This is a genomic window from Kitasatospora gansuensis (assembly GCF_014203705.1).
In the GTDB taxonomy this organism is placed as follows: Bacteria; Actinomycetota; Actinomycetes; order Streptomycetales; family Streptomycetaceae; genus Kitasatospora; species Kitasatospora gansuensis.
In genome coordinates, this window is sequence record NZ_JACHJR010000001.1 from 585,798 (window position 1) to 610,056 (window position 24,259).

Consider the following 24,259-nt stretch of genomic DNA (forward strand, 5'->3'; position numbering starts at 1 on the left):
CCCGAGGCCGCCCACCGGCGGCGACCGAACCCGAAGGGGCCCGAGCTTCTCCCGAAGCCCGGGCCCCTCGGCTTTTCCCGTCCTGACCGCTACAGCCTCAGCCGTTGATCGGCGGCCGGTAGTCGGTGTTCGGCCCGGACGGCTGCGCCGGGTCCACCACCTCGCCCTGGATCACCTTGCCGTCGGGCCGGTGGATCCGGATCTGCTCCTGCAACCGCACCGCGTCCGCCAGCGGGTCGGCGCCCACCGGCGCGGTCGAGCGCAGCGCGGTGGTGGCGAAGCGGCGGCCCAGGGCCCGCCAGAGCGCCCTGGTCGGCGGGAAGATCAGCGACAGGCCGAGCACGTCCGACAGGAAGCCGGGCAGCATCAGCAGCAGGCCCGCCAGCACGGTCATGCTGGTGCCGGTCTGCGGCTGCTGGGACTGCGGCTGCCTGCTCTGCTCGATCGCCGCCGAGATGGCCTTCAGCCCGGCCCGCTTGATCAGCCAGCCGCCCAGCAGCAACCCGCCGAGCAACAGCAGCAGGACGGCGAACCAGCTGGTCGCCTCGGCGACCACGGTCAGCAGCCAGATCTCCAGCACCAGCCAGGCGGCGATCAACAACGGCAGGACCCGCCGCACCCGGCCGCGCGGTGCCGAGGGGGCCGGGGGAACTTGCTGGCTCACGGTACGAATCCACTCCATCGTGGTGCCCCGATCCACCGCCCGACCGGCTGATCCGGCCCGGCTACTGGGCACCACCTGGCATAACGACTAGGACTCGGCCGGTGTTCCGACGCCCCGGCGACGGCGGAACGCGTCCAGCGCCACCAGACCGCAGGCCAGCAGCCCGGCCATCGCGAGCACCCACTCCGGGCCGGCGCCGACCCGGTCGGCCAGCGTCCTGCCGTCCCGCAGCGGGACGACGGCGCTCAGCTGAGCCGCCGTCAGCTCCTCGGTGTGCTCGGTCACCGTGCCGTCCGGCGCCACGATCGCGCTGATCCCACTGGTGGCGGCGATCAGCACGGCCCGGCCGTGCTCGACCGCGCGCAGCCGGGACATCGCCAGCTGCTGGTCGGGCTGGCCGCTCTTGGCGTACGTGGCGTTGTTGGTCTGCACGACCAGCACCCGGCCGCCCTGGTTGACGGTGTCCCGGACGATCTCGTCGTACGCGACCTCGAAGCAGATCACGTCGCCGATCCGGGCCGGGCCGAGCTGGAGCACGCCGCTGCTGGTCCCGGGGAAGAAGTCCCGGGCGACCTGCTGGAGCCGGGTGATCACCTTGGACAGCTGGTCCCGGAACGGCACGTACTCGCCGAACGGCACCGGGTGCTGCTTGGTGTACGAGGCGCCGGGGCCGGTCCGCGGGTCCCAGACGATGCCCTGGTTGAGCACGTGCTGCTCGTCGGGGCCGTTCACCAGCGCGCCGACCAGGACCGGGACCCCGATCGCCTTCACGGCGGCGTCGATCCGGCCGTACGCCTCGGCGTTGGTGAACGGGTCGAAGTCGGAGGAGTTCTCCGGCCAGATCACCACGTCCGGCCGCTCGGCCCGGCCGGCCGCGACGTCGGCGGCGAGCTGCTCGGTGGCCTTGGCGTGGTTCTTCAGCACGGTCATCGGGGTGCCGAGGAAGTGCATGCCCGGGTTGGGCACGTTGCCCTGGATCACCGCGACCTTGACGGTCTCGGCGGCGGCCGTCGGGACGGGCACCAGGTACCCGGCCAGCAGGACCGCCACCGCCCCGCCAGCGGCCAGCGCGGCGGTCAGCGGGGCCCGGCCCGGCCCCCGGCGCAGGCGCAGCGCGCCCCAGGCCAGCAAGGTGCCGCAGAGCGCGACCGCGAAGGTCACCAGCGGCGCCCCGCCGAGGGCGGCCAGCGGGGTGAAGGGGGTGGCGGTGTTGGCGAACGCCAGCCGGCCCCAGGGGAAGCCGCCCAGCGGCAGCCGGTCCCTGGCCCACTCCTGGGTGACCCAGAGGCAGGCCGCCCAGACCGGCCAGCCGGGCAGCCGGGAGGTGGCGGCCAGACCGGCACCCAGGGCCGCCAGGAACAGCGCCTCGATCACCGACAGGCCGATGGTCGCGTCCAGACCGATCACCCGCAGCCACCAGAGCAGCAGCAGGAAGAACGGCAGCCCGAACGCGAAGCCCGTCCACGCCCCCTGCCGCGCCGTCCGCCCCCGGGTCAGCAACGAGAGCCCGGCCACCCCGACCAGCGAGAGCGGCCAGAGGTCGTACGGCGGGAAGGCCAGCGCCAGCAGCAGACCGCAGAGCACCGCCAGCCCCGTCCGGGGCAGCCCGGCGACCAGCCGGACGGGCCGCCCCGCACGGGGGGCGGCGGGCTCCGGGTCGGGTGCCGTCACGGGGTGCTCCTGCTCGACGGGCAGTGCCATCTGCGCACCACCTCTCTGTCTGTGCAGGTCCATCCTGGTCGCAAGACAGTACCCCGGACCGTCGACACCCCCGTCGCCCAGGGTCCGGGGAACTCTGCCTCAGCCCACGCTGTCCGGGGCGAACCACTCCTGGCTGCCCGCCATCGCGACCAGCTCGGCCTCGGTGAGCAGCGGCGGGTCGGTGACCTGGACCGGGCTGTCCAGCGCGGTGATGGCGCTCAGCACGACCACCCGGTGGTCCGGGTAGACGATCGTGACGTCGAGGGAGGGGCCGTCCCACGGGGGGCCGCCCTGCTCCTGCTGGCTCTGCGAGCGCGCCGTGCTCACCTTGAGCACCGAGCGGTCCGGGCGGACGGCCGACCGGCAGGTGAAGCCGGGAAGTTCGGGTGTGGGGCACTTCGGGTTGGTGTAGAAGCCCGGAGTGCTCGGGTCCCGGGCCGGGTCGTGGGTGATCACCAGGAGGTAGCCCGGTCGGCCGTTGCGCTCCAGGGAGTAGTAAGTCCCTCGGGTGGCGCTTTGCGACGGGCCGGGCTCCGGCTCGTGCGACGGGCCCGACCGGACCGCGACCCGCAGGCCTGCGACGTCCCGGGGCAGCAGCGTGCCCACCGGGTAGAACCGGTCCTCCCTCGCCGACGGCACCTTGGCGGGCGCCGCGCCCCGGTCGTGGTGCAGCACCGGCAGGCTGCCCAGCGCTCCGACCAGCAGGGCGACGCCCGCCACTACGCCGACCGCCCGGCGGGTCCGGCGCCTGCGGCGGCCCACGTCGACCTGGGTCCGGATCGCGGCGGTCACGTCCCCGGCGGGGAACTGCACGTCGTCGAGCGCCCGGTCCAGCAAGTCGTGGAGGGAGTTGAGGTCGTTCATCCGATCCCCCATCAGGAAACCGCCCCGATCTTCTGCAGTAGGTCCTCGTCCGCCATGGCCCCGCCCAGGGTCGCCCGCAGTGATGCCAGCGCTCGGGCCGTGTGGCTCTTCACGGTGCCCTGGCCGATGCCCAGGACCTGCGCGGTCTCCGCCACGCCCAGGTCCTCCCAGAACCGGAGCACCAGCACCGCCCGCTGCTTGGTGGGCAGCCGGCGGAGCGCGGTGCGGACCACCACACCGAGCTCGAGGTCGCCGGGGCCGGCCAGGGCCTGCTCGGGCAGCTCGCCGTGCGGCTGCTCGCGGCGCCAGCGGCGTCGGCGGGAGCTGATGAAGGTGCTGTAGAGCGTCCGCCGGGTGTAGGCGTCCAGGCTGTCGATGCGGTCGATCCGGCGCCGGGCCAGGATCACCTTCACCAGCGTCGACTGCACCAGGTCGTCCGCCTCGTGCGCGTCCCCGCACAGCAGGTAGGCGCTGCGCAGCAGCCGTTGGTGCCGGCTGGCGACGTACTCGTCCAGTTCCTCTGGATCGGGTGCCACGGATCCCCCTCTTCGGGTCCCGCTGTCGAGACCTCACCCCTCTAGAGACCGAGCCACCGCCCCGGGTTGTCCCGGTCCGGGGACGAGTCTGCCCGCCGCCCCGGAGGACGGCGGGCAGACGGCGCGTACGGGCTCAGGCGGCGTGCACCGTCCGGCCCCGGACGACGGTGCGGAGGCAGGTGGGCAGCGGCTCGCCCGGGGTGAGGTCGGGGAGGCCGGGGGTGCCGGAGCGGGGGTCGGTGGACCAGCCGGCCACCCGGGAGTCGGGGGTCTGGACGATCAGGTCGGCGGCGGCCCAGATCGCGAAGCTGGCCACCGCGCCGGGGACCAGTACGCCGTCCTGGTCCCGGCCGATCGCCCGCCAGCCGCCCCGGGTGTGGGCGGTGAAGGCGGCCCGGACCGAGATCCGGTGCTCGGGGGTCCGGTGGAACGCGGCGGCCCGGACGGTGCCCCAGGGATCGAGCGGGGTGACGGGGGCGTCCGAGCCGAAGGCCAGCGGGACGCCGGTCCGCAGCAGCGCGGCGAAGGGGTTCAGCCCGGCGGCCCGCTCGGTGCCCAGGCGCTGGGCGTACATGCCGTCGGGGCCGCCCCAGGCCGCGTCGAAGGCGGGCTGGACGGAGGCGGTCAGGCCGAGCTCGGCGAAGGCGGCGACGGCCTTCTCGTCCAGTGCCTCGGCGTGCTCGATCCGGTGCCGCCGGGCGCGGACCCGGTCCAGACCGACCCGGTCGGCGGCGGCCCGGACGCCGTCCAGGACGGCGGTCAGCGCGGCGTCGCCGATGGCGTGGAAGCCGGCCTGCAGGCCCGCCTCGGTGCAGGCGACCACGTGGTCGGCGACCTGCCGGGCCGTCAGGTAGGCGGCACCGGTGTGGTCGGCGTCGGTGTAGGGGGCGTGCAGGCAGGCGGTGTGCGAGCCGAGCGCGCCGTCGACGAAGAGGTCCCCGGCCGCGCCCAGGGCGCCGAGGCGGCGGGCGGTCTCGACGCCGGCGGGGGCGAGTTCGCCCCAGTAGCCGAAGACCTCGGGGCCGGTGCCCTCGGCGGCCAGCGCGAGCAGTTCGGCGAAGTCCTGCTCGGAGGAGATGTCGGGGCCCGCGCACTCGTGCAGGGCGCCGATGCCCAGCGCGGCGGCCCGGGCCAGGGCGGCCCGCTGGGCGGCCCGGCGCTGATCCGCTGTCAGGTGGGCGAGGGCCGCGCGCCGGACGGCGTGGTGGGCGTCCCGGCTGAGCGGGCCTTCGGGGTGGTACCCGGCGCGGTCGGCCAGATCCTCCGTCAGCTCCCGCAGCGCGCTGGAGGCGAGGGCGGAGTGCACGTCGGTGCGGGACAGGTAGAGGGCGGCGCCACCGGCGGCGGCGTCCAGCTCGGCGAGCGTCGGCGGGCGGCCCTCGGGCCACTTGGTCTCGTCCCAGCCGTGCCCGATCAGCACGCCTTCGCCGGCGGCGGCGAAGGCCGCCACGGCGGCCAGCGCCTCGGCCAGCGAGGGGCAGCCGGTCAGATCCAGGCCGGTCAGCGCGAGGCCGGCCGAGGTGGCGTGCACGTGCGCGTCGACGAACGCCGGGGTGACCAGCGCGCCGTCCAGCTCGACCACCTCGTCGGCGGTCGCCGCGTACGGTTCGGCGGCGCCGTCGCTGCCGACCCAGGCGATGTGTTCCCCCTCGACCAGCATCGCGGTGGCGAACGGGTCGGCGGGGCTGTAGACGGAACCGCCGCGCAGCAGCACGGTCCGGTGGGTGGTGGATGCGCTCATGGGGCACAAGTCTGCACCCGTACGGGCCGGGCTCCGGCCGCAGGGTCTAGAGCTTGGGCGGCCGCGCCTCGTACGGGGTCGAGAGCACCACCGTGGTCCTGGTCGAGACCCCGGCCGCGCTGCGGATTCGGGCGAGCAGGTCCTCCAGGTCGCCCGGGGCGCCGACCCGGACCTTGAGGATGTAGTTCTCGTCGCCCGCGACGCTGTGGCAGGCCTCGATCTCCGGCAGCCCGGACAGCCGGTCCGGGGTGTCGTCCGGGGAGCTGGGGTCGAAGGGTTTGACGGAGATGAAGGCGGTGAGCGCCAGATCGACCGCGTCCGGGTCGATGATCGCCGTGTAGCCGCGGATCACCCCGCGCTGTTCGAGGCGGCGCACGCGCTGGTGCACCGCCGAGGTGGACAGGCCGGTGGCCTTGCCCAGGTCCGTGTAGCTCATCCGGCCGTCCTCGAGGAGCAGCTGAACGATGCGTTGGTCGAGATCCTCCACAGTGCGCAAACCTACTGCCCCGCGACCCCGGTCGGTGACAGCAGGGGGGCGGTCCGGCCCGCCACGGGTCGGGGGGCGCACGCTCCGGCACATGCCGCGCGAATGTGGCGAGCGCCACATGACGTGCATCACACTGCGTCCGGACGCAGGATTATGAGGCCCCGTCAGCGGGAAATGGTGCTCTTGGCCAGGGCCGACGTCGGCCGGGCCCGATCCGAGGGGGATCACATGCCTGCTGCCGAACAGCCCTCCCGCACCGTTGCGGAGGACGACGAACGCTTCGACCTCGACGACTTCCCGGGGGTGGACCCGGGCGAGCTGGAGACCTGGGACATCTTCCGGGTGCACTGCCCGGAGTGCGACCGTCCGATCGCCCTGCTCGGCGACGAGGACCGGCTGCCGCAGCACGCGGTGCTGCCGACCGCCTGGCACCCCTTCTCCCCCGCGCTGTGCGCCGGCACCGGCGCCCCCACCGACGACCTGACGGAGTGCGACTCGATCGAGCACGCCGCCGTCGAGAGTCTGGCGCTGGGCAGCTCCCCCGCCGAGTTCGACTGGCGCACCCACCCGTTCTCGCACGCGAGCGCCCCGGGCTCGGGCCCGCTGGAGCGCCGCTCGCGGGTCCCCGCCCAGCGCTCGCGGGCCGGCCTGGTCCGGCACTGACACCACCCCGGTCCGGCGCCCGCCGTCGGGCGGGCGCCGGACCGCCGGTCAGCGGCCGGTCAGGTGACGGCCGATCACCAGGCGCTGGATCTGGTTGGTGCCCTCGACGATCTGCAGCACCTTCGCCTCCCGCATGTACCGCTCGGCCGCGTAGTCCTGGGTGTAGCCGTACCCGCCGAGCACCTGGACGGCGTCGGTGGTGACCGCCATCGCGGCGTCGGTGCAGAACAGCTTGGCCATCGCGGCCTCCTTGGAGAACGCCATCCCGGCGTCCCGGCGGCGGGCCGCCGCGAGGTAGAGCGCGCGCCCGGCCTCGACCTTGGTGGCCATGTCGGCCAGCATGAAGGACAGGCCCTGGAACTCGGCGATCGGGCGGCCGAACTGCTGCCGGGTCCCCGCGTACTCCACCGCGAGGTCGAGCGCGGCCTGGGCCACGCCGATCGCGCAGGCGGCGATGCCGAGCCGGCCCGAGTCCAGCGCGGAGAGCGCGATCTGGAAGCCCTGTCCCTCCTCGCCGATCAGGCGGTCGCGGTCCACCCGGACGCCGTCGAAGTGGATCTGGGCGGTGGGCGAGCTGCGCATGCCCATCTTGTGCTCCGGCGGGGCGGCCGACAGGCCGGTGCTGTCGCCGGGCACCAGCAGGCAGCTGATCCCGCGTGCTCCGTCCACGCCGGTGCGGGCCATCGTGCTGTAGAAGTCGGCGTGCCCGCCGTGGGTGATCCAGGCCTTGGTGCCGTTCACCACGTACTGCTCGCCGTCCAGGTCGGCCCGGGTGCGCAGCGCGGCGGCGTCCGACCCCGACTGCGGCTCGGAGAGGCAGTACGCGCCGAGCTGCTCGCCGCCGAGCATGCCGGGCAGCCAGCGCTCGCGCTGGGCGTCGGTGCCGAAGGTGGCGAGCGCGTGGCAGGACAGCGTGTGCACGCTGACGCCGAGCCCGACGGCCAGCCAGCCGGCCGCCAGCTCCTCCAGCACCTGGAGGTAGACCTCGTACGGCTGCCCGCCGCCGCCGTGCTGCTCCTCGTACGGCAGCGAGAGCAGCCCGGCCTCGCCGAGGGTGCCGAACACCTCGCGCGGGAACCGGCCGGCCGCCTCGTCCTCGGCGGCGCGCGGCTCCACCTCGTTGCGCACCAGGTCCCGGGTCAGGGCGAGCAGCTCCCTGGCCTCCTCGCTGGGAAGCTGACGGTCCACGGGCTTGGCAGCGGCGGGGGTCATGACGGTACGTCGCCTCCTCGGTCGGGCGCCGGTCCCTGGGGGTCGGGGACGGCACGGCAGGTCGGCCAGGGGCGGCACCGGGTCGCGGTGAACGCCCGTTCACTGGGCTTGGCGATGTGAGTATGCCCGATACCGGGCGCGCCGTCACCGTCCGATTCGGCGCATCACCCGAACACCGGTGCCATCATGTCCGGCCGGGTCCGACCGTAAAGTGGGGCGATGACCCGATCCGAGCTGATTTCGCTGGCCACCGAGCTGCGCGCGCTGCCGCCGTCCTGCGGTCCGGTGCGGCTGGTCGCGGTGGACGGGCACGCCGGGTCGGGGAAGACCACCTTCGCCGCCCGGCTGGCGGTGGCGCTCGGCGGGGCACCGGTGGTGCACCTGGACGACCTGGCCACCCACACCGAGCCGTTCGGCTGGCCGGAGCGGCTGCGGACCCAGCTGCTCGACCCGCTGAGCCGGGGCGAGGACGCCGAGCACCGGGTCTACGACTGGGTGGCGCACCGCTTCGCGGGCAGCCGCCGGGTGCCCGCCGAGCCCGTGGTGCTGATCGAGGGGGTCGGCGCCGGGAGGCGCGAACTCCGGCCCCTGCTGGCCCGGTTGATCTGGCTGGAGCTGGACCAGCCGGCCGCCAGGGCCCGCGGCGAGCGGCGGGACGGACCGGAACTGGCCGAGTTCTGGGAGGGCTGGAGCCGGGCCGAGCTGGCCCACTTCGCCGCCGACCCGAGCCGTCCGTACGCCGACATGCTGGTGCACGGAGTCACCGGGCGGATCGTCCGGAGCACCCACGGTGAGCCTGTGCGATGCCCTTGACCTGGGCAGTCGTCAGGACTTAGGTTCTCCTCAGCGCGAAAGTAGTTGATCGCGCAACATTAGACGCGGCACCTCCGGCTTGTTCCCCCGTGAGCCGGAGGTGCCGTTCTTCGTGCCCCAACCACCGCCCGCCCGGCCGGATTTGACTCCGCGCGGCACCCTTCCGGATCAGCCCGGCGCCGGTACGATTCCTGGCAGGGGGTGCCTTCGGTGCACACGGCGGGGGGCTGAGTGACAGTGGACAGTTCCGGTACTGCGGGACCCGAGCGGCTGGCCGACCGCGCCTGGCTGCGCGGCATGGACGCCTATGCCGCCGGGTCGTACGCCCGCGCGGAGGAGGAGTTCCGCACCGCGGTCGAACTCGACCCGGGGATGGCCGACGCCTGGCTCGGCCTGCACGCGCTGCGCTGCGACACCGCGGGCGCGCTGCTCGCCATGCACCGCCACCAGAAACGATTCGGCGAGCAGCGGGCCAGGCACCGACGGCCGCTCAGTTCCTGGTTCTGGCTGGGCTGGTGGGTGCAGCCCGTGCTGGAGGACGGCCGCGACCTCGCGCTGGCGCACGCCTCGCACTGGCTGGACGGCCGGCACCTGGCCGAGCTGGACACCGCGCTGGCCGGCTGCCCGGAGCCGGAGCAGGACCCCTCGGTCCGCTTCCTGCACGCCTGCCGCTCCTACCTGCTCAAGGACTGGGAGCAACTCATCAGGGACACCGACCAGTTGCTCGACGACCAGCTGCTCGGCATCGAGGCCGGACTGTTCGCCGGGATGGCCCGGGTCCGGCTCGACATGTGCGCCCAGGCCCAGCACCCGCTGGCCGCCTCGCTGGCCCGCTGCCGGTCCGAACAGCCGCAGCGCAAGGAGCTGCGCTACTGGCTGGCCCGCGCCTACGAGGGCTCCGGGCGCAGCGCCGCCGCACTCCCGCTCTACCGCGCGGTGCACCGGGCCGACCCCGGCTTCATGGACACCGCCGCCCGGCTGGCCGCCATCGCCACCGAGGACGGGGTGCTCGACACCCTGGTCCCGGTGGACGACAGCGGCGGCGAACTCCCGATGCCCGACGAGGACTTCGTCCCGTTCTTCGAGCTCGACGAGACCCCGGCCGTCGCTCCCCCGGCCGCCGCCCCCGAGCCCACCCCGCTGCCGGTCCGGGCCGAGGCCCCCGTCGCGGCCGGGCCGGCCGACCGGACCGCGCACCGGTGGCACGGCCCGCAGAGCCTGGACGCGGCGCTCGCCGAACTGGAGCAGATGGTCGGCCTCGAACCGGTCAAGCGCCAAGTCCGGGCGCTCTCCGCGCAGTTACGGATGTCCCGGCTGCGGGCCGACCAGGAGCTGCCGGTGCAGCCGCCGAAGCGGCACTTCGTCTTCTCCGGCCCCTCCGGCACCGGCAAGACCACGGTGGCCCGGATCCTCGGCCAGGTCTTCCACGCCCTCGGCCTGCTCTCCGGCGACCACCTGGTGGAGGCCCAACGAGCCGACCTGGTCGGTGAGTTCCTCGGCCAGACGGCGGTCAAGGCGAACGAGCTGATCGACTCCGCGCTGGACGGGGTGCTCTTCATCGACGAGGCGTACAGCCTCTCCAACTCCGGCTACAGCAAGGGCGACGCGTACGGCGACGAGGCGCTCCAGGTGTTGCTGAAGCGCGCCGAGGACAACCGCGACCGGCTGGTGGTGATCCTGGCCGGCTACCCCGAGGGCATGAACCGGCTGCTGGCCACCAACCCCGGCCTCAACTCCCGCTTCACCACCCGGGTCGACTTCCCCAGCTACCGCCCCACCGAGCTGACCGCGATCGGCCGCACCCTGGCCTCCGGCGGCGGCGACGACTGGGACCGGGACGCCACCGAGGAGCTGGCCAGCATCTGCGCCCACGTGGTCCGCGAGGGCTGGATCGACAACCTCGGCAACGGACGCTTCATCAGGACCCTGTACGAGAAGTCCTGCGCCTACCGCGACCTGCGCCTCTCCGCCCTCCCCGGCACCCCGTCCCGCGAGGACCTGGCCACCCTCCGCCTCCCCGACCTGGTCCAGGCGTACGGCGAACTGATCGACGGCCGGAGCTGAGCAGAGGGGCCTCCCGGCACCGGCCGGGAAGCCCCTCACTCACGGCACCGCTAGGCGACCGCGCCCTTGGCGGGCTTGGGTGCGGCGACCTTCATCGGGGGCTTCATCAGCGCCACGACGGCCTTCATCGGCGGCTTCCCGACCACGGGAGCCGCGGTCTTGGCGCCCGGCTTCTTCGCCGCGACCACCGCCTTCATCGGCGGCTTCGGGAGCTCGTGGCCCGCCACCGCGGGAGCGGGCGCGGCCACGGCGGCCGGCAGCAGGCCCGCCGCCAGCGCGCCGCCCGCGAGGGCCAGCCTGGCTCGGTTGCGCCGCTTCGGCGCGGTGTTCCCGGTGGTGCTGTCGTCGTGCTCCTGGCGCGGTGTCATACCGGTCCCTCCCCATGGCCCGCAGCGGCGGGCCGACCTGCCGGAGCCCGGCGGGCTCCCTGCCCGAAGGCTAGGGGCCACGCCGGGCTCCGACAAGCAAATCCGTTGCGTGCCAAGCAGGTTGGCAAGAACAGAGCGGACTACACCGTCCGGTGGTCCGGGTCGTGCATCTCGCCGACCAGCTCCTCCAGGACGTCCTCCAGTGCGACCAGGCCCAGCGGCTTGCCGTCCTGGTCCACCACGGCCGCCAGGTGGGAGGCGGCCCGGCGCATCGCGCCCAGCGCGTCGTCCAGCGGCAGCTTGCCCGGCAGCACCGTCACCGGGCGCCAGAGCCGGGCCGGCATCGGGGCGTCCCGGTCCTCGACGTCCAGCACGTCCTTGACGTGCAGGTAGCCGAGCACGGCGCCCTCCGTGTCGACCAGCGGGAAGCGGGAGAACCCGGTCCGCACCGCGAGCTCCTCGATCTCGGCGGCGGTCACCGTGCTGCCGACCGTGACCAGCTGGTCGGCGGGCAGCAGCACGTCGGTGACCGGGCGGCCGCCCAGCTCCAGCGCGTCCTCCAGCCGCTCCTGGCGGCCCTCGTCGAGCAGGCCCGCCTCCTTGGAGTCGGTCAGCAGGTAGAGCAACTGCTCGGTGGTGAAGACCGACTCGACCTCGTCCTTGGCCTCCACCTTGACCAGCCGCAGCAGGCCGTTGGCGAAGGCGTTCAGGAACCGGATCACCGGGCCGAGCCAGCGGGCCAGCCGGTCCAGCGGCGGGCCGAGCCAGAGCGCGGCCTTCTCGGGACCGGCCAGCGCGATGTTCTTCGGGACCATCTCGCCGACCACCATGTGCAGGAAGACCACCAGGGCCAGCGCCAGCACGTAGCCGATCGGGTGGATCAGCTGCTCCGGCACGCCGAAGGCCTCGAACGGGCCCTCCAGCAGGTGCGCGATGGTCGGCTCGGCCAGCGCGCCGAGCAGCAGCGAGCAGACCGTGATGCCGAGTTGGGCCGCCGCCAGCATGGCGGACACGTTGGACAGCGCGTGCAGCACCGTGCGGGCCCGCTTGTTGCCCGCCTCCGCCAGTGGCTCGATCTGGCTGCGCCGGACCGAGATCACCGCGAACTCGGCGCCGACGAAGAAGCCGTTGCCGAGCAGCAGCAACAGCGAGGCGGCCAGTTGGAGCGCGGTCATCGGTCCTCGTCCTCGGTGTGGGTGTGCCGGTCGACCCGCTCGACCAGCACCCGGCTGGTCCGGTGGCGTTCGACGCCGAGCACGGTGAATCGCCAGCCCGGAAGTGCCGCCTGCTCGCCCGGCGCCGGCAGCTTGCCGAGCAGGTCGGAGAGCAGGCCGCCGAGCGTCTCGTACGGCCCCTCGGGGGCGTACAGGCCGATCGCCTCCAGCTGGTCGGTCCTGGCCCGGCCGTCGGCCTCCCAGACCGGCAGACCGTCCTTCGGCGGCAGCTGCCGCAGTTCGGGGGTGTCGGCCCGGTCGTGCTCGTCCTGCACCTCGCCGACGATCTCCTCGACGATGTCCTCGATGGTCACCACGCCGGCCGTGCCGCCGTACTCGTCGACCACGATCGCCATCGGCTGTTCGCGGCGGAGCTGGTCCAGCAGCAGTTCGGCGGGCAGCGTCTCGGGCACCAGCAGGGCGGCGGTGGCGAGTTGGGCGACCCTGGTGTGCGAGCGGCGCTCGGCCGGCACCGCCAGGGCGTCCTTCAGGGTGACCGTGCCGGTGACCTCGTCCAGGTTGTCGGCGTAGACCGGGAACCTGGAGAAGCCGGTGGCCCGGGTCAGGTTGAGCACGTCCGAGGCGGTGGCGTCCCGCTGCAGGGCGGTCACGTCGACCCGGGGGGTCATCACGCTCTCGGCGGTCAGGTCGGCCAGGCTGAGGGTCTTCACGAAGAGGGTCGCGGACTGTTCGTCTATCGCGCCCTCCTTCGCGGAGTGCCGGGCCAGCGAGACCAGTTCGGCCGGGGTACGGGCGTGGCCGAGCTCCTCCTGCGGCTCGATGCCGAGGGCCCGCACCATCCGGTCGGCCGAGCCGTTCAGGAAGCTGATCAGCGGGCGGCAGGCGGCGGAGAACAGCCGCTGCGGACCGACCACCGCGTACGCGACCTGGATCGGGCGGGCGATCGCCCAGTTCTTCGGCACCAGTTCGCCGACCACCATCTGGAAGACGGTGGCCAGCAGCATGCCGACCGTGACCGACACGCCGTGCGCGGCCGCGTCCGGCACCCCGACGGCGATGAAGACCGGGCTGAGCAGCACGGAGAGAGCCGGCGAGGCCAGCATGCCGACCACCAGGGAGGTGACGGTGATGCCGAGCTGGGCGCCGGAGAGCTGGAAGGAGAGCTGGCGGAGCGCCTTCAGGGTGCTCTCGGCCTTGCGGTCGCCGGTGGCGGCGGCGCGTTCGACGGCTCCACGGTCCACCGTGACGAGGGCGAACTCGGCGGCCACGAAGAGGCCGTTGGCGAGGATGAGCAGCACGGCCGCGAGCAACAGCAGCCAGGCGGTGATCACAGTGCCGCCTGCCTTCCGATGATCGGAAGCGAGGCGGCGCGGGTACTACCGGACGGATCGTCCATCGAGGTGGGGAGTCACTCCTCTGGTCGTGGGTGGACAGGATGGGGCTTTGCCCCGGCTTTACCAGCGTAAACGATATCCGTACGAGGATAAGGAACCTGTTCGGCCCCTCAGTTCCGCGCCACGCCGTGGTCCTCGACCAGGTCGCGCAGCGCCCGGGCGGCCCGGACGGCCTGCTCCCGACCGCCCGCGGGCTGGATGCCGACGGCGGCCAGCGAGGTGCCGTCGGCGAGGTCGAGCATCACCCAGGGGTCGCCCTGACGGAAGTTCACCCGGACGATCTGCGGCCAGCTCAGCCGGTGCCGCCGGACGAAGTTGACCACCGTGACGCCCTCGGCGTCGGCGCTCACCCGGGGGCGGGCCAGCATCAGGCCGACCGCCGAGAACAGCAGCCCGCTGACGAAGATCGCCACCCGGTCGTTGAACTGCCAGTTCGACGGCAGCGCGAAGGCCAGCGTGCTGAACAGCACCATCAGCAGGGCGCAGATCCCGGCCAGCACGGCACGGTTGCGGCGCGGCGCCCAGGTGACGGGCAGTTCGACGGGGCTGGACACGGGGCTCTCCGGAGGGCGTCGGGACACACGAAAGCAGGGCGGAGCCGGCGTCAGCCGACCCCGCCCCGAAGACTCGTCAGAGCCGGCAGGCGTGGATGTTGGTGACCAGGATGGCCCGGGCACCGATGCTCCAGAGGTCGTCCATGATCCGCTGGGCCTCCTTGCGGAGCACCATCGAGCGGACCGCGACCCAGCCCTCGGTGTGCAGCGGGGAGACGGTCGGCGACTCCAGGCCGGGCGTCAGGGCGACGGCCGCGGAGACGTGCTCGGCGCGGATGTCGTAGTCCATCAGCACGTACCGGCGGGCCACCAGCACGCCCTGCAGGCGACGCAGGAACTGCTCGACCCCGGCGTCCTCGCCGGCGCCCTTGGGCCGGATCACCACGGCGTCCGAGACCAGGATCGGCTCGCCGAAGATCTCCAGGCCCGCGTTGCGCAGACTCGTGCCGGTCTCCACCACGTCGGCGATCACGTCGGCGACGCCGAGCTGGACCGCGGTCTCGACCGCGCCGTCCAGCTTGGTGACGGTGGCCTTCACGCCCTGCTCGGCCAGGTGCTGCTCGACCAGGCCGGTGTAGGAGGTGGCGATCCGCAGCCCCTCCAGGCCCGCGACGTCCTCGACCTCGAAGCCGACCGGCCGGGCGAACCGGAAGGTCGAGCCGCCGAAGCCGAGCGCGAGCACCTCCTCGGCGTTGGACGCCGAGTCGAGCAGCAGGTCGCGGCCGGTGATGCCGATGTCGAGCCGGCCGGAGCCGACGTACACCGCGATGTCACGCGGGCGCAGGAAGAAGAACTCGACCTGGTTCTCCGGGTCGACCAGCACCAGTTCCTTGGGGTCCTTGCGCTGCCGGTACCCGGCCTCATGGAGCATCTCCGCCGCGGGACCCGAGAGCGAACCCTTGTTGGGAACGGCGATGCGCAGCATGAGAGGTGAATCCTTCGCTGTGGTGGTGAAAGGGGAGAGCGGGAGGGTGGTGTTCAGAGGTACTTGTAGACGTCGTCGAGCGTCAGCCCGCGAGCGACCATCATCACCTGAAGGTGGTAGAGGAGCTGGGAGATCTCCTCGGCCGTCTCCTCCTCCGACTGGTACTCGGCGGCCATCCAGACCTCGGCGGCCTCCTCGACGACCTTCTTGCCGATGGCATGCACGCCCTGCTGGACGAGCTGCGCGGTACGGGAGGACGAGGGGTCGCCGGTGGCGGCCTTCTGCTGGAGCTCGGTGAACAGCTCCTCGAATGTCTTCGAAGCCATGATGGGCTCACCTTACGGCTTGCGGGCTGACGGACGGTAAACAGTCCCGGACCGTGGACAGTCGTTTGGACGCCACGGCCCTCGGGACCGACCGGACCTACCGCCAGGGCTCGGAGACCGAGCGCAGCGCGGCGGCGGTGGCGACGGCGGCGGTGACCGCCTCGTGGCCCTTGTCCTCGGCCGAGCCGGGCAGGCCCGCGCGGTCCAGCGCCTGCTGCTCGTTGTCGCAGGTCAGCACGCCGAAGCCGACCGGCACGCCGGTGTCCACGCTGACCTGGGTGAGGCCGAGGGTGGCGCCCTGGCAGACATAGTCGAAGTGCGGGGTGCCGCCGCGGATCACCACGCCGAGTGCCACCACCGCGTCGTAGCCGCGGTCGGCGAGCTGCTTGGCGGCCACCGGCAGCTCGAAGGTGCCGGGCACCCGGACGATGGTGGGCTCCTCGATGCCGAGCTCCTTGAGGGCGCGGTGCGCGCCGTCCAGCAGGCCGTCCATCACCTGCTGGTGCCACTGGGCGGCGATCACCGCGACCCGCAGGTCGGCGCAGTTCTTGAGGGTCAGCTCGGGGGCTCCGTGGCCGCTCACGTGGTTCTTCCTGTCTCTCGGAACACTCGGAAAGGTACGTCTGGAAAGGGTGTCAGGAGTTCTGGTCGAGCCACGGGAGCTGGTGGCCCATCCGGTCGCGCTTGGTGCGCAGGTAGGCCGCGTTGTGCTCGCCGGGCTCGATCTCGACCGGCCGACGGTCCGTCACCTTGAGGCCGTGCTCGGTCAGCGCCGCGATCTTGTCGGGGTTGTTGGTGAGCAGGGTGAGGGTGTGCACGCCGAGGTCGGTCAGCATGTGGGCGCCGATGCTGTAGTCCCGGGCGTCGGCGGGCAGACCGAGTTCGAGGTTGGCGTCCACGGTGTCCCGGCCCTGCTCCTGCAGCTCGTACGCACGCAGCTTGTGGGTCAGGCCGATGCCCCGGCCCTCGTGGCCGCGCAGGTAGAGCACCACGCCCCGGCCGGCCGCGGCGACCTGGGCCAGCGCGGTCTGCAGCTGCGGGCCGCAGTCGCAGCGCAGCGAGCCGAACACGTCGCCGGTCAGGCACTCGGAGTGCAGCCGGACCAGCACGTCCTCGCCGGCCGGCAGCTTGCCGTCCGCGCCGAGGCCGCCCGCGACCAGCGCGATGTGCTCCACCCCGTCCAGCGTGCCCTTGTAGCCGATGGCGGTGAACTCGCCGTGCACGGTGGGCAGTTGGGTGACGGCGGCGCGGGTCACGTGCAGCTCGGTGCGGCGCCGGTAGGCGATCAGGTCCTCGATCGAGATGATCGCCAGCTGGTGCTCGCGGGCGAACGCGACCAGCTCGGGCAGCCGGGCCATGCTGCCGTCGTCGTTGACCACCTCGGCGATCGCGCCGGCCGGGGGCAGCCCGGCGAGCCGGGCCAGGTCGACGGCCGCCTCGGTGTGGCCGGGACGGACCAGCACCCCGCCCTCCACCGCGCGCAGCGGGAAGACGTGGCCGGGGCGGGTCAGCTCACCGGGCTCGGTGGCGGCGGTGGCCAGCAGCTTGACGGTACGGGCCCGGTCGGCGGCCGAGATGCCGGTGTCCACGCCGTCTCTGGCGTCCACCGAGACGGCGTACGCGGTGCCCTTGCGGTCCTCGTTGACGGCGGTCATCGGGGGCAGCTTGAGCCGGTCCAGCTCCTCGCCGGTCATCGGCACGCAGATCACGCCGGAGGTGTAGCGGATGGTGAAGGCCATCAGCTCCGGGGTGGCGGCCGAGGCGGCGAAGATGATGTCGCCCTCGTTCTCGCGGTCCTCGTCGTCCACCACGATGACCGGGCGGCCGAGCGCGATGTCGGCGATGGCCCGCTCGACCGGGTCGAGCGCGAAGGCGTCGTCGATGAGCTGACGGATGTCGGACTCGGGCTGGGTGGTCATGCCGAAACTCCCTGCAGGACGGCCGCGTTGGCGGGACGAGGGGTGCGGGTACGCAGCCACCAGGCCCGCAGGCCGAGCAGCACCAGCACGAAGTAGATGGCGTAGGTGATACCGGAGAAGGTGTAGCCGCTGGAGAAGGCGAGCGGGACGCCGACCAGGTCCACGGCGATCCAGGCGAACCAGAACTCGACCCAGCCCCTGGCCTGGGCCACCATCGCCGCCAGCGTGCCGACGAAGATGTAGGCGTCCGCCCACGGGCTCCAGGAGAGTGAGGGGTAGGCGAGGAAGATCCCGGCCACCGCGACGGTGGCCAGTGCGGTGCCGCCGATCAGCGCGAGCCGCTCCCGGGCGGTGGCGAACCTGACCTCGATCTCACCGGTGGAGCGGCGGCCGCGCTGCCACTGGGTCCAGCCCCAGACGGCGGCGACGATCACGATGCCCTGCTTGCCGATCAGCCCGGTCAGGTGGGCCGACAGGTAGGCGCCGATCAGCACCACGGCGGAGAGCAGCTGGACCGGCCAGCTCCACACCGAGCGGCGCCAGCCGAGCGCGAGCGCGGCCAGGCCGAGCAGGTTGCCCACCATGTCGGTCCACTTGACGGACTGGCCGAATATCGAGAACGCGGTTTCGTTGAGCCAGTTCACGAGGCGTCCTTGGCGATGGTGTCGGGCAGGGTGCGGGTGTCGAGCAGCCGCTCGACGTACTTCGCGAGCACGTCCACCTCGAGGTTGACCGGGTCGCCGATGGCCTTGGTGCCGAGGGTGGTGAGGGCCAGGGTGGCCGGGATCAGGCTGACGCTGAAGCTGTCGATCGCGGCGTCCACCACCGTGAGGCTGACGCCGTCCACGGTGATCGAGCCCTTCTCCACCAGGTAGCGGGTGATGGACTGCGGGAGCGAGAAGCGCAGCACCTCCCAGCGCGGCAGGCCCTCGGCGTCCAGGTCGCCCGGTTCGCGGGAGAGCAGGGTGCCGGTGGCGTCCACGTGGCCCTGGACCAGGTGGCCGCCGAGCCGGGCGCCGAGCGCCATCGCCCGCTCCAGGTTGACCCGGGAGCCGGGGGCGAGTGCGCCCAGGCTGGACCGGTGCAGCGTCTCGGCCATCACGTCGGCGCTGAACTCGCCGGTGGCGGACGCCAGTTGATCAGGGGTGTCGACGACGGTCAGGCAGACGCCGTTGACCGCGATGGAGTCGCCGTGGCCGGCGTCGGAACAGACCACGGGGCCACGCAGGCGGATCCGCGACGAGTCGCCGATCTCCTCGATGGAGACGACCTCGCCGAGCTCTTCGATGATGCCGGTGAACACCCGGGTTCTCCTCGCGCTGAGAGCGCGGACTCCGGGGCGGCACTGGGAGATGACACGACGAACGGCGACCACCGGGTACGCAGGAGGGTGCTCCCGGAAAAGAGAGCTCTCGCCTGACGCACGGCTCTTTGGGGAGAGCCGTGGCACCGCTGGTTACCACTCGCCCGCGCACGCCTCCCATCCGGACTTTAACCGTCGGTCCAGGAATTTCACCTGATCAACCGGCCGCTGGCTGCGGACGGGTCGCGGACTGTAACCGCCGGTTCGGATTTTCACCGACCCCGGAGTGCGCTGAACGTCACTGCTTCTACTGCCGTCATTCTGCCACGGCCCGCAAGGGGGCCGGGAGGGGGCGGCTCTGTGTCCTGCTTCACTACGTCAGGTCGATGCCCCGGGGAATACCGCAAGGGTGGTAGGCAGACCGGGCACGGGCAGCCGGGTGGCGTGCAACTGCCCCCCGTGGCGGGAGAACTGACCGTCCGCCGTCGGCTTCCGGGCGGTGGTCACGTACAGCGTGCGCAGGTCCGGGCCGCCGAACGCGCAACTGGTCGGGTGCGAGACGCCGACCGGCAGCACCGTGTCCAGCTCGCCGTCGGCCGTGTAGCGGTGCAGCACGCCGCTGCCCCAGCGGGCCACCCAGACCGCGCCCTCGGCGTCCACCGTCAGCCCGTCCGGCAGCTCGGTGACGGCGAACGGGCGCCGGTCGCGGATGCTGCCGTCGGCCGGGTCGAAGTCGAACACGTCGATCCGGCCGGTCGGGGTGTCGGCCCAGTACATCCGCCGCCCGTCGGGGCTCCAGCCGAGGCCGTTGGAGATCGAGACGCCGCTCACCTGCTCGGCGGCGGTGTCGCCGTCGATCCTGAACAGGCTTCCCCGGCGGGAGAGTTCGCCCCCGGCCATGGTCCCGACCCAGATCCGTCCGGCCGGGTCGGTCTTGGCGTCGTTGCACCGGTCGGCCGCGCCGAGCGGCACCGGGACGGTGTGGCCGTCCTGCTCCACCCGGTCCTGCCGGACGGTCGCCCAGCCGGTCGCGGTGGGCAGCACGGCGGTCACCGGCGCGGTCAGCTGCTGCGAGCTGCCGTCGGAGCTGTGCACCACCCCGCCGGGGATGTCCACCCAGCGCAGGGTGCCGGTCCGGGGGTCCCAGGCCGGGCCCTCGCCCAGTTCACTGACCCGGTCGTCGATCGGCTTCATGGCCCGCCCCGTTTCGTTTTTCCGGGAAACTATCAGGGCCACCCCCTGCCCTCAAGATCCTTGCTCGGCTAGCGTGGGGGTACGTGACCACACCAACGGCCTTCGAGGCCCTGCAGACCGGCGCGCTGACCGACCTCACCCAGCTCCGTGAGCTGTACGAGCACCCGGGCGAGCACGCCCGGCGCAAGCAGGTCGACCACCTGCACGACGCCGCCCGCCGCCTGATCGGCTGCTCCTCGCTGGTGCTGATGGCCAGTACCGGCGCGGACGGCAGCTGCGACGTCACCCCGCGCGGCGGGCCGCCCGGCTTCGTCTCGGTGCTCGACGACCACACCCTGGCCATCCCCGACGCCACCGGCAACAAGCGGCTGGACAGCCTGCACAACATCGTCGCCACCGGACAGGTCGGCCTGCTCTTCGTGATCCCCGGCCGGGACACCACCCTGCGGGTCAACGGCCGCGCCTGCGTCTCGGCCGACCCCCAGCTGCTGACCCAGCTCACCGCCATCGGCAAGCCGCCGCGCAGCGCGGTGATCGTCGGTGTCGAGGAGGTCTACGGCCACTGCCCGAAGGCGTTCCTGCGCGGCGCGGCCTGGAAGCCCGAGCAGTGGCTCGCGCCGGACGCGGCCCCCAGCTCCGCCGAGGTGACCCTCTCGCACCTGCGCGACCCCTCGCTGACCATCGAGATGATCGAGCAGAACGAGCGCGAGGCGCTGCTCTACCGCTACGAGTGAGCCCCTAGACGGAGGCGTGCTCCTGCTCCTCCTCGTACAGCCGGGCCGCGATCGACTCGATCGCGCGGTCCAGGCTGGCCCGGTCCTCGGGGTCGGTGACGTCCCAGTCGTCCAGGTGGTGGCCGAGCCAGCGGCGCCAGGCCTCGGAGAGCCGGTCCACTTCGGTCCGGCCGGCCGGGGTGAGGCCGAACCGGCCGTCCTCGGCGGTGGCGTAGCCGCTCCGGACCACCTGGTCGAAGGCCGGCTCCAGGACCTCGCCCGGCAGGTGGTGGGCGAGGGCGATCGACTCCACGTCCGCGCCGCCCGCGAACCGGCCGCGCCAGTAGATCTGGCCGAGTGCCCAGGCCGAGGCGGGCGGCAGGGTGCTGCCGGAGTCGGCCAGGATCTGCTTGCCGACCCCGGGGCGGCCCTTGGCCTTGCGCAGCAGGTTCGCCAGCGCCCGTTCCAGCTGCTTGTCCGCGTCGGCGGTGTCCGGTGCGCCGAAGCCCTCGCCGAGGTCGGAGGCGGCCGCCCTGGCGCTGTCGCGCAGCGGGACCTCCTTGAGGAACCAGGCCACCAGGAAGCCGACCACGGCGACCGGGACCACCCACTGGAACACGTAGTTGACGGTGTCGGCGTACGCCGCGATGAACGGCGCCGCCTGCTCGGGCGTCAGCGCGTCCAGCCCGGCCGGGCTGGCGGCGGCCCCGGGCGGTACGCCGGGCTGCGCGGCCGCCGCGTCGGCCAGACTGGGCGTCAGCCGGCTGGTGAACAGGGTGCCGAACACGGCGGTGCCGAACGAGCTGCCCAGCGTCCGGAAGAACGTCACGCCCGAGGTGGCGGTGCCCAGTTCGTGGTACGGCACGGTGTTCTGCACCGCGATGGTGAGCACCTGCATGGCCAGCCCGATGCCCAGGCCGAAGACGAACATGTACAGCGACTCCAGCCAGACCCCGGTGTCCGGGCCCATGGTGGACATCAGCCAGAGGCCGACCGCCATCACCCCGGTGCCCAGGATCGGGAAGATCCGGTACCGGCCGGTCCGGCTGACCACGATGCCGGAGAGCATCGAGGTGCCGAGCAGCCCGACCACCATCGGCAGCGTCCGGACGCCCGACACGGTGGCCGAGACCCCGTCCACGAACTGCAGGTAGGTGGGCAGGTAGGTCATCGCGCCGAGCATCGCGAAGCCGACGATGAAGCTGAGCACCGAGCAGACCGTGAAGACCGAGTTGCGGAACAGGTGCATCGGCAGCATCGGCTCCTTCGCCCGGAGCTCCACCAGCACGAAGCCCACCAGCAGCAGCACCGAGCCGACGAACAGCCCGATGATCACCGCCGAGTCCCAGGCATACTCGTTGCCGCCCCACTCCAGGCCGAGCACCAGCCCGGAGGCACCGAGCGCGACCAGCACGATGCCCGCGTAGTCGATCACCGGCCGGACCGCCGCCTTGACCGACGGGATGGTCGAGGCCGCCATCGCCACCATCACGATCGCGATCGGCACGTTGACGTAGAAGCACCAGCGCCAGGACGCGTGGTCGGTGAACAGCCCGCCCAGGGTCGGGCCGACCACGGTGGTGACACCGAAGACCGCGCCCAGCGCGCCCTGGTACTTGCCGCGCTCGCGGAGCGGGATCACGTCCGCGATCAGGGCCATCGCGGTGACCATCAGCCCGCCGCCGCCGATGCCCTGCACCGCGCGGCCGATGATCAGCAGCATCATCCCGTTCGCCGCGCCCGAGACGATCGAGCCGACGACGAAGACCACCGCGCTCACCTGGAAGACGATCTTCCGGCCGAACAGGTCGCCGAACTTGCCGACCAGCACGGTGGCCACCGTCTCGGCCAGCAGATAGGCCGTCACCACCCAGGCCATGTGCCCGCCGCCGCCCAGGTCGGCGACGATGGTCGGCAGGGCGGTGGAGACGATCGTCTGGTCCAGCGCGGCCATCAGCATGCCGAGCACGATGGTGGCGAAGACCACGTTGGTCTGACGGCGGCTCAGCGCGGGTGGCGCCTTGGGTGTGTCGGCTACTGCGGTGGCGGACAAGCTCCCGGGCCTCCCGAGTCGGCGTACAGGTACCCCAACCCTTGGCCGCGCCGGGAGCCGGCGCCACCGCAGACGGCAGGACGGGTGACGGGGTCTCAGGCGACGGGGTCTCAGGCGGACGCCTGCTCCGCCATCGCCGCCTCGTCCATCCAGACGTACTCCCACTGGTGGCCGTCCAGGTCCTGGAAGCTGCGGCTGTACATGAAGCCCAGGTCCATCGGGTCGATGGCGGGCCGGCCGCCGGCGGCCATCGCCTTGTCGACCCGCTCGTCCACCTCGGCCCGGCTGTCCGCGCTCAGCGCGGTGATCACCTCGGTGACGGCGTTCGCGTCGGCGATCGGCTTCCTGGTGAAGTCCTTGAAGCGGGCCTCGGTGACCAGCATCGCGAAGACGGTGTCGCTGATCACCAGACAGGAGGCGGTCTCGTCGGTGAACTGCGGGTTGAACGAGTACCCCATCGCCTCGAAGAACGCGATCGACTTGTCGAGGTTCTTGACCGGGAGGTTGACGAAGATCATCGTGGGCATCGGAACGGCTCTCTTCGGTACGGTGCTGACGGTCGCTCAGCCGGCCGGCCGGGCAGTACCGAGCCTGGCACCGCGCACCGTCGGCGTCTCCTGGAGCTACTGCGGTCAGGCGAGCTGGGCCTCGAGAGTGGTCTGCAGCCAGTGGTGGGTGGCGCCCATGGTCGGCTCCGGCGAACCGGTGACTTCGGCGGTGAGCTTCCAGTAACGGACCATCACCGGGTCGGCGCTCTGCGCCAGTACGCCGCTGAGTTGCCGCCGGAAGTCGGGGGTGTCGCGCAGTCCGCGCGAGTCGGCGTGGGCGGCGACGAAGCAGTCCAGCGCCTCGGCACCCGGCGGCCGGTACGCCAGCAGGTCCGTCCTGGCCAGCGCGTACGCCTCGCCGAGACCTTGGTAGAACACGGCCGGGCGGTAGCCCTCCTCCTGCTGCGGCACCGGGCGGCAGTCGTTCCGGCAGAAGGCGTCGGCCATTGCGTGCAGCCGGGCGAAGGCCAGCACCTGACCCGGGGTCGGATCGACCGGGGGCTGCGGCACCGCCTCGTCCAGGATCGAGGAGAGCAGCCCGGCCGGCAGCCGGAGCGGCAGCAGTCGGCGCCAGAACCGGGCCAGCACCTCGGTGTTCGGCGGGGTGCTGATCGCGCCGATCAGCCGCAGCCGGTCGGCCCGCTCCTCGCCGGTGCAGTCCCGGAGCAGCTGGAGCGCGGACTCCCGCCAGCGCAGCGCGGTCAGCTGCGAGCCGAGCTCGCGGAGCTGCCCAGCGATCACGTCCTCCAGCACCTCCTCCCGCTCCAGCACCCGGCCGACCTCGGCGACCGGCAGGTCGAGGGTCCGCAGCGAGCGGATATAGGCGAGCCGGTCCAGCGCCTCGGGCCCGTACCTGCGGTGGCCGCCCGAGCTCCGGGCGGCCTCCGGCAGCAGGCCCTGGTCCGAGTAGTAGCGAACGGTCTTGACGGTGGCCCCCGCGCGCTCGGCGAGTTCTCCGATGCTCCACATGCCCCCAGGATGCCATCTCTCTTGAATCTCCCTCAGGGGGAGCTCCTACCTTACGGACCACCGCCCGGGCAGC

At 72.7% G+C, this 24,259-nt stretch carries 25 protein-coding genes and 1 riboswitch; of the genes, 4 read left to right on the forward strand and 21 right to left on the reverse strand.

The genetic code is table 11. The features are described 5' to 3' along the window. Positions 1-97 precede the first annotated feature (97 nt). From fxsA to F4556_RS02750, 6 genes are all read right to left on the reverse strand, one after another. Positions 98-664, reverse strand: coding sequence for an FxsA family membrane protein (gene fxsA, locus F4556_RS02725; protein ID WP_313068118.1), 567 nt, complete (start codon positions 662-664; stop codon positions 98-100). A gap of 87 nt (positions 665-751) precedes the next feature. Next, the gene (gene lnt / locus F4556_RS02730) at positions 752-2,365 is read right to left on the reverse strand and encodes an apolipoprotein N-acyltransferase (RefSeq protein ID WP_246510952.1); all 1,614 of its coding nucleotides are present in this window, start codon (positions 2,363-2,365) and stop codon (positions 752-754) included. 99 nt (positions 2,366-2,464) lie between these two features. Continuing rightward, on the reverse strand, positions 2,465-3,229 hold the full coding sequence (locus F4556_RS02735; RefSeq protein WP_184911359.1) for a hypothetical protein: 765 nt from the start codon (positions 3,227-3,229) through the stop codon (positions 2,465-2,467). Between the two features lie 11 nt (positions 3,230-3,240). Next, positions 3,241-3,765 (reverse strand): SigE family RNA polymerase sigma factor, encoded by a 525-nt coding sequence (locus tag F4556_RS02740; protein ID WP_184911360.1) that lies wholly within the window; start codon positions 3,763-3,765, stop codon positions 3,241-3,243. 133 nt (positions 3,766-3,898) lie between these two features. Further along, positions 3,899-5,506 (reverse strand): amidohydrolase, encoded by a 1,608-nt coding sequence (locus tag F4556_RS02745; RefSeq protein WP_184911361.1) that lies wholly within the window; start codon positions 5,504-5,506, stop codon positions 3,899-3,901. A gap of 46 nt (positions 5,507-5,552) precedes the next feature. Continuing rightward, positions 5,553-5,993, reverse strand: coding sequence for an Lrp/AsnC family transcriptional regulator (locus tag F4556_RS02750; protein ID WP_184911362.1), 441 nt, complete (start codon positions 5,991-5,993; stop codon positions 5,553-5,555). A 228-nt stretch (positions 5,994-6,221) separates the two neighbouring features. Here F4556_RS02750 and F4556_RS02755 point away from each other — a divergent pair, with 228 nt between their 5' ends. Further along, positions 6,222-6,656 (forward strand): hypothetical protein, encoded by a 435-nt coding sequence (locus F4556_RS02755; protein ID WP_184911363.1) that lies wholly within the window; start codon positions 6,222-6,224, stop codon positions 6,654-6,656. Positions 6,657-6,704: 48 nt separating this feature from the next. Here F4556_RS02755 and F4556_RS02760 read toward each other — a convergent pair whose 3' ends face one another. Beyond that, positions 6,705-7,868 carry an acyl-CoA dehydrogenase family protein gene (locus F4556_RS02760; RefSeq protein ID WP_184911364.1) on the reverse strand — a complete coding sequence of 388 codons (1,164 nt, stop codon included), beginning with the start codon at positions 7,866-7,868 and terminating at the stop codon, positions 6,705-6,707. Positions 7,869-8,087: 219 nt separating this feature from the next. On the opposite strand from F4556_RS02760, the gene F4556_RS02765 reads away from it, so the two are divergent. After that, positions 8,088-8,681: a uridine kinase family protein gene (locus tag F4556_RS02765; RefSeq protein ID WP_184911365.1), complete on the forward strand. Its 594-nt coding sequence runs from the start codon at positions 8,088-8,090 to the stop codon at positions 8,679-8,681. 297 nt (positions 8,682-8,978) lie between these two features. Further along, the gene (locus tag F4556_RS02770) at positions 8,979-10,745 is read left to right on the forward strand and encodes an AAA family ATPase (RefSeq protein WP_184924211.1); all 1,767 of its coding nucleotides are present in this window, start codon (positions 8,979-8,981) and stop codon (positions 10,743-10,745) included. Positions 10,746-10,795: 50 nt separating this feature from the next. On the opposite strand, the gene F4556_RS02775 is transcribed toward F4556_RS02770, so the two are convergent. From F4556_RS02775 to F4556_RS02825, 11 genes are all read right to left on the reverse strand, one after another. Beyond that, positions 10,796-11,113 carry a hypothetical protein gene (locus tag F4556_RS02775; protein WP_184911366.1) on the reverse strand — a complete coding sequence of 106 codons (318 nt, stop codon included), beginning with the start codon at positions 11,111-11,113 and terminating at the stop codon, positions 10,796-10,798. Positions 11,114-11,253: 140 nt separating this feature from the next. Continuing rightward, the gene (locus F4556_RS02780) at positions 11,254-12,288 is read right to left on the reverse strand and encodes a hemolysin family protein (RefSeq protein WP_184911367.1); all 1,035 of its coding nucleotides are present in this window, start codon (positions 12,286-12,288) and stop codon (positions 11,254-11,256) included. Continuing rightward, entirely contained in the window at positions 12,285-13,619 is a 1,335-nt protein-coding gene (locus F4556_RS02785; RefSeq protein WP_184911368.1) for a hemolysin family protein, read from the reverse strand. Before F4556_RS02785 ends, F4556_RS02780 begins: the two co-directional genes overlap by 4 nt. Before the next feature lie 173 nt (positions 13,620-13,792). Beyond that, positions 13,793-14,236: a PH domain-containing protein gene (locus tag F4556_RS02790; protein WP_313068119.1), complete on the reverse strand. Its 444-nt coding sequence runs from the start codon at positions 14,234-14,236 to the stop codon at positions 13,793-13,795. Between the two features lie 76 nt (positions 14,237-14,312). After that, entirely contained in the window at positions 14,313-15,161 is an 849-nt protein-coding gene (hisG, locus tag F4556_RS02795; protein WP_184911369.1) for an ATP phosphoribosyltransferase, read from the reverse strand. Between the two features lie 53 nt (positions 15,162-15,214). Further along, a complete protein-coding gene (locus tag F4556_RS02800) occupies positions 15,215-15,487 on the reverse strand; it encodes a phosphoribosyl-ATP diphosphatase (protein WP_057238187.1) in 273 nt (90 codons plus the stop codon). Positions 15,488-15,584: 97 nt separating this feature from the next. Next, the gene (ribH, locus tag F4556_RS02805) at positions 15,585-16,070 is read right to left on the reverse strand and encodes a 6,7-dimethyl-8-ribityllumazine synthase (RefSeq protein ID WP_057238189.1); all 486 of its coding nucleotides are present in this window, start codon (positions 16,068-16,070) and stop codon (positions 15,585-15,587) included. A gap of 52 nt (positions 16,071-16,122) precedes the next feature. Beyond that, positions 16,123-17,406 carry a bifunctional 3,4-dihydroxy-2-butanone-4-phosphate synthase/GTP cyclohydrolase II gene (locus F4556_RS02810; protein WP_184911370.1) on the reverse strand — a complete coding sequence of 428 codons (1,284 nt, stop codon included), beginning with the start codon at positions 17,404-17,406 and terminating at the stop codon, positions 16,123-16,125. Beyond that, positions 17,403-18,050, reverse strand: a complete 648-nt coding sequence (locus tag F4556_RS02815) for a nicotinamide mononucleotide transporter family protein (RefSeq protein WP_313068120.1) — start codon at positions 18,048-18,050, stop codon at positions 17,403-17,405. The genes F4556_RS02810 and F4556_RS02815 overlap by 4 nt, the downstream gene beginning before the upstream one ends. Beyond that, positions 18,047-18,709 carry a riboflavin synthase gene (locus tag F4556_RS02820; RefSeq protein ID WP_184911371.1) on the reverse strand — a complete coding sequence of 221 codons (663 nt, stop codon included), beginning with the start codon at positions 18,707-18,709 and terminating at the stop codon, positions 18,047-18,049. The genes F4556_RS02815 and F4556_RS02820 overlap by 4 nt, the downstream gene beginning before the upstream one ends. 165 nt (positions 18,710-18,874) lie before the next feature. Next, positions 18,875-19,002: riboswitch (FMN riboswitch) on the reverse strand. 85 nt (positions 19,003-19,087) lie between these two features. Further along, on the reverse strand, positions 19,088-19,903 hold the full coding sequence (locus F4556_RS02825) for an SMP-30/gluconolactonase/LRE family protein (protein WP_184911372.1): 816 nt from the start codon (positions 19,901-19,903) through the stop codon (positions 19,088-19,090). Positions 19,904-19,986: 83 nt separating this feature from the next. On the opposite strand from F4556_RS02825, the gene F4556_RS02830 reads away from it, so the two are divergent. After that, on the forward strand, positions 19,987-20,637 hold the full coding sequence (locus F4556_RS02830) for an MSMEG_1061 family FMN-dependent PPOX-type flavoprotein (protein ID WP_184911373.1): 651 nt from the start codon (positions 19,987-19,989) through the stop codon (positions 20,635-20,637). Positions 20,638-20,641: 4 nt separating this feature from the next. Here F4556_RS02830 and F4556_RS02835 read toward each other — a convergent pair whose 3' ends face one another. The 3 genes from F4556_RS02835 to F4556_RS02845 all read right to left on the reverse strand — a co-directional run bounded on the left by F4556_RS02835 (position 20,642) and on the right by F4556_RS02845 (position 24,186). Then, complete coding sequence (locus tag F4556_RS02835) at positions 20,642-22,669, reverse strand: MDR family MFS transporter (RefSeq protein WP_281403629.1); 2,028 nt, start codon at positions 22,667-22,669, stop codon at positions 20,642-20,644. A 110-nt stretch (positions 22,670-22,779) separates the two neighbouring features. Continuing rightward, positions 22,780-23,196 carry a VOC family protein gene (locus F4556_RS02840; protein ID WP_184911374.1) on the reverse strand — a complete coding sequence of 139 codons (417 nt, stop codon included), beginning with the start codon at positions 23,194-23,196 and terminating at the stop codon, positions 22,780-22,782. Between the two features lie 105 nt (positions 23,197-23,301). Beyond that, on the reverse strand, positions 23,302-24,186 hold the full coding sequence (locus F4556_RS02845) for a MerR family transcriptional regulator (RefSeq protein WP_184911375.1): 885 nt from the start codon (positions 24,184-24,186) through the stop codon (positions 23,302-23,304). Between the last annotated feature and the right edge of the window lie 73 nt (positions 24,187-24,259).

Coding starts and splice junctions, on each gene's coding strand:
- lnt (WP_246510952.1), bottom strand. CDS start 2,365: ATGGCACTGCCCGTCGAGCAGGAGCACCCCGTGACGGCACCCGACCCG.
- F4556_RS02735 (WP_184911359.1), bottom strand. CDS start 3,229: ATGAACGACCTCAACTCCCTCCACGACTTGCTGGACCGGGCGCTCGAC.
- F4556_RS02745 (WP_184911361.1), bottom strand. CDS start 5,506: ATGAGCGCATCCACCACCCACCGGACCGTGCTGCTGCGCGGCGGTTCC.
- F4556_RS02755 (WP_184911363.1), top strand. CDS start 6,222: ATGCCTGCTGCCGAACAGCCCTCCCGCACCGTTGCGGAGGACGACGAA.
- F4556_RS02760 (WP_184911364.1), bottom strand. CDS start 7,868: ATGACCCCCGCCGCTGCCAAGCCCGTGGACCGTCAGCTTCCCAGCGAG.
- F4556_RS02765 (WP_184911365.1), top strand. CDS start 8,088: ATGACCCGATCCGAGCTGATTTCGCTGGCCACCGAGCTGCGCGCGCTG.
- F4556_RS02770 (WP_184924211.1), top strand. CDS start 8,979: ATGGACGCCTATGCCGCCGGGTCGTACGCCCGCGCGGAGGAGGAGTTC.
- F4556_RS02775 (WP_184911366.1), bottom strand. CDS start 11,113: ATGACACCGCGCCAGGAGCACGACGACAGCACCACCGGGAACACCGCG.
- F4556_RS02780 (WP_184911367.1), bottom strand. CDS start 12,288: ATGACCGCGCTCCAACTGGCCGCCTCGCTGTTGCTGCTGCTCGGCAAC.
- hisG (WP_184911369.1), bottom strand. CDS start 15,161: ATGCTGCGCATCGCCGTTCCCAACAAGGGTTCGCTCTCGGGTCCCGCG.
- F4556_RS02800 (WP_057238187.1), bottom strand. CDS start 15,487: ATGGCTTCGAAGACATTCGAGGAGCTGTTCACCGAGCTCCAGCAGAAG.
- F4556_RS02810 (WP_184911370.1), bottom strand. CDS start 17,406: ATGACCACCCAGCCCGAGTCCGACATCCGTCAGCTCATCGACGACGCC.
- F4556_RS02825 (WP_184911372.1), bottom strand. CDS start 19,903: ATGAAGCCGATCGACGACCGGGTCAGTGAACTGGGCGAGGGCCCGGCC.
- F4556_RS02840 (WP_184911374.1), bottom strand. CDS start 23,196: ATGCCCACGATGATCTTCGTCAACCTCCCGGTCAAGAACCTCGACAAG.
- F4556_RS02845 (WP_184911375.1), bottom strand. CDS start 24,186: ATGTGGAGCATCGGAGAACTCGCCGAGCGCGCGGGGGCCACCGTCAAG.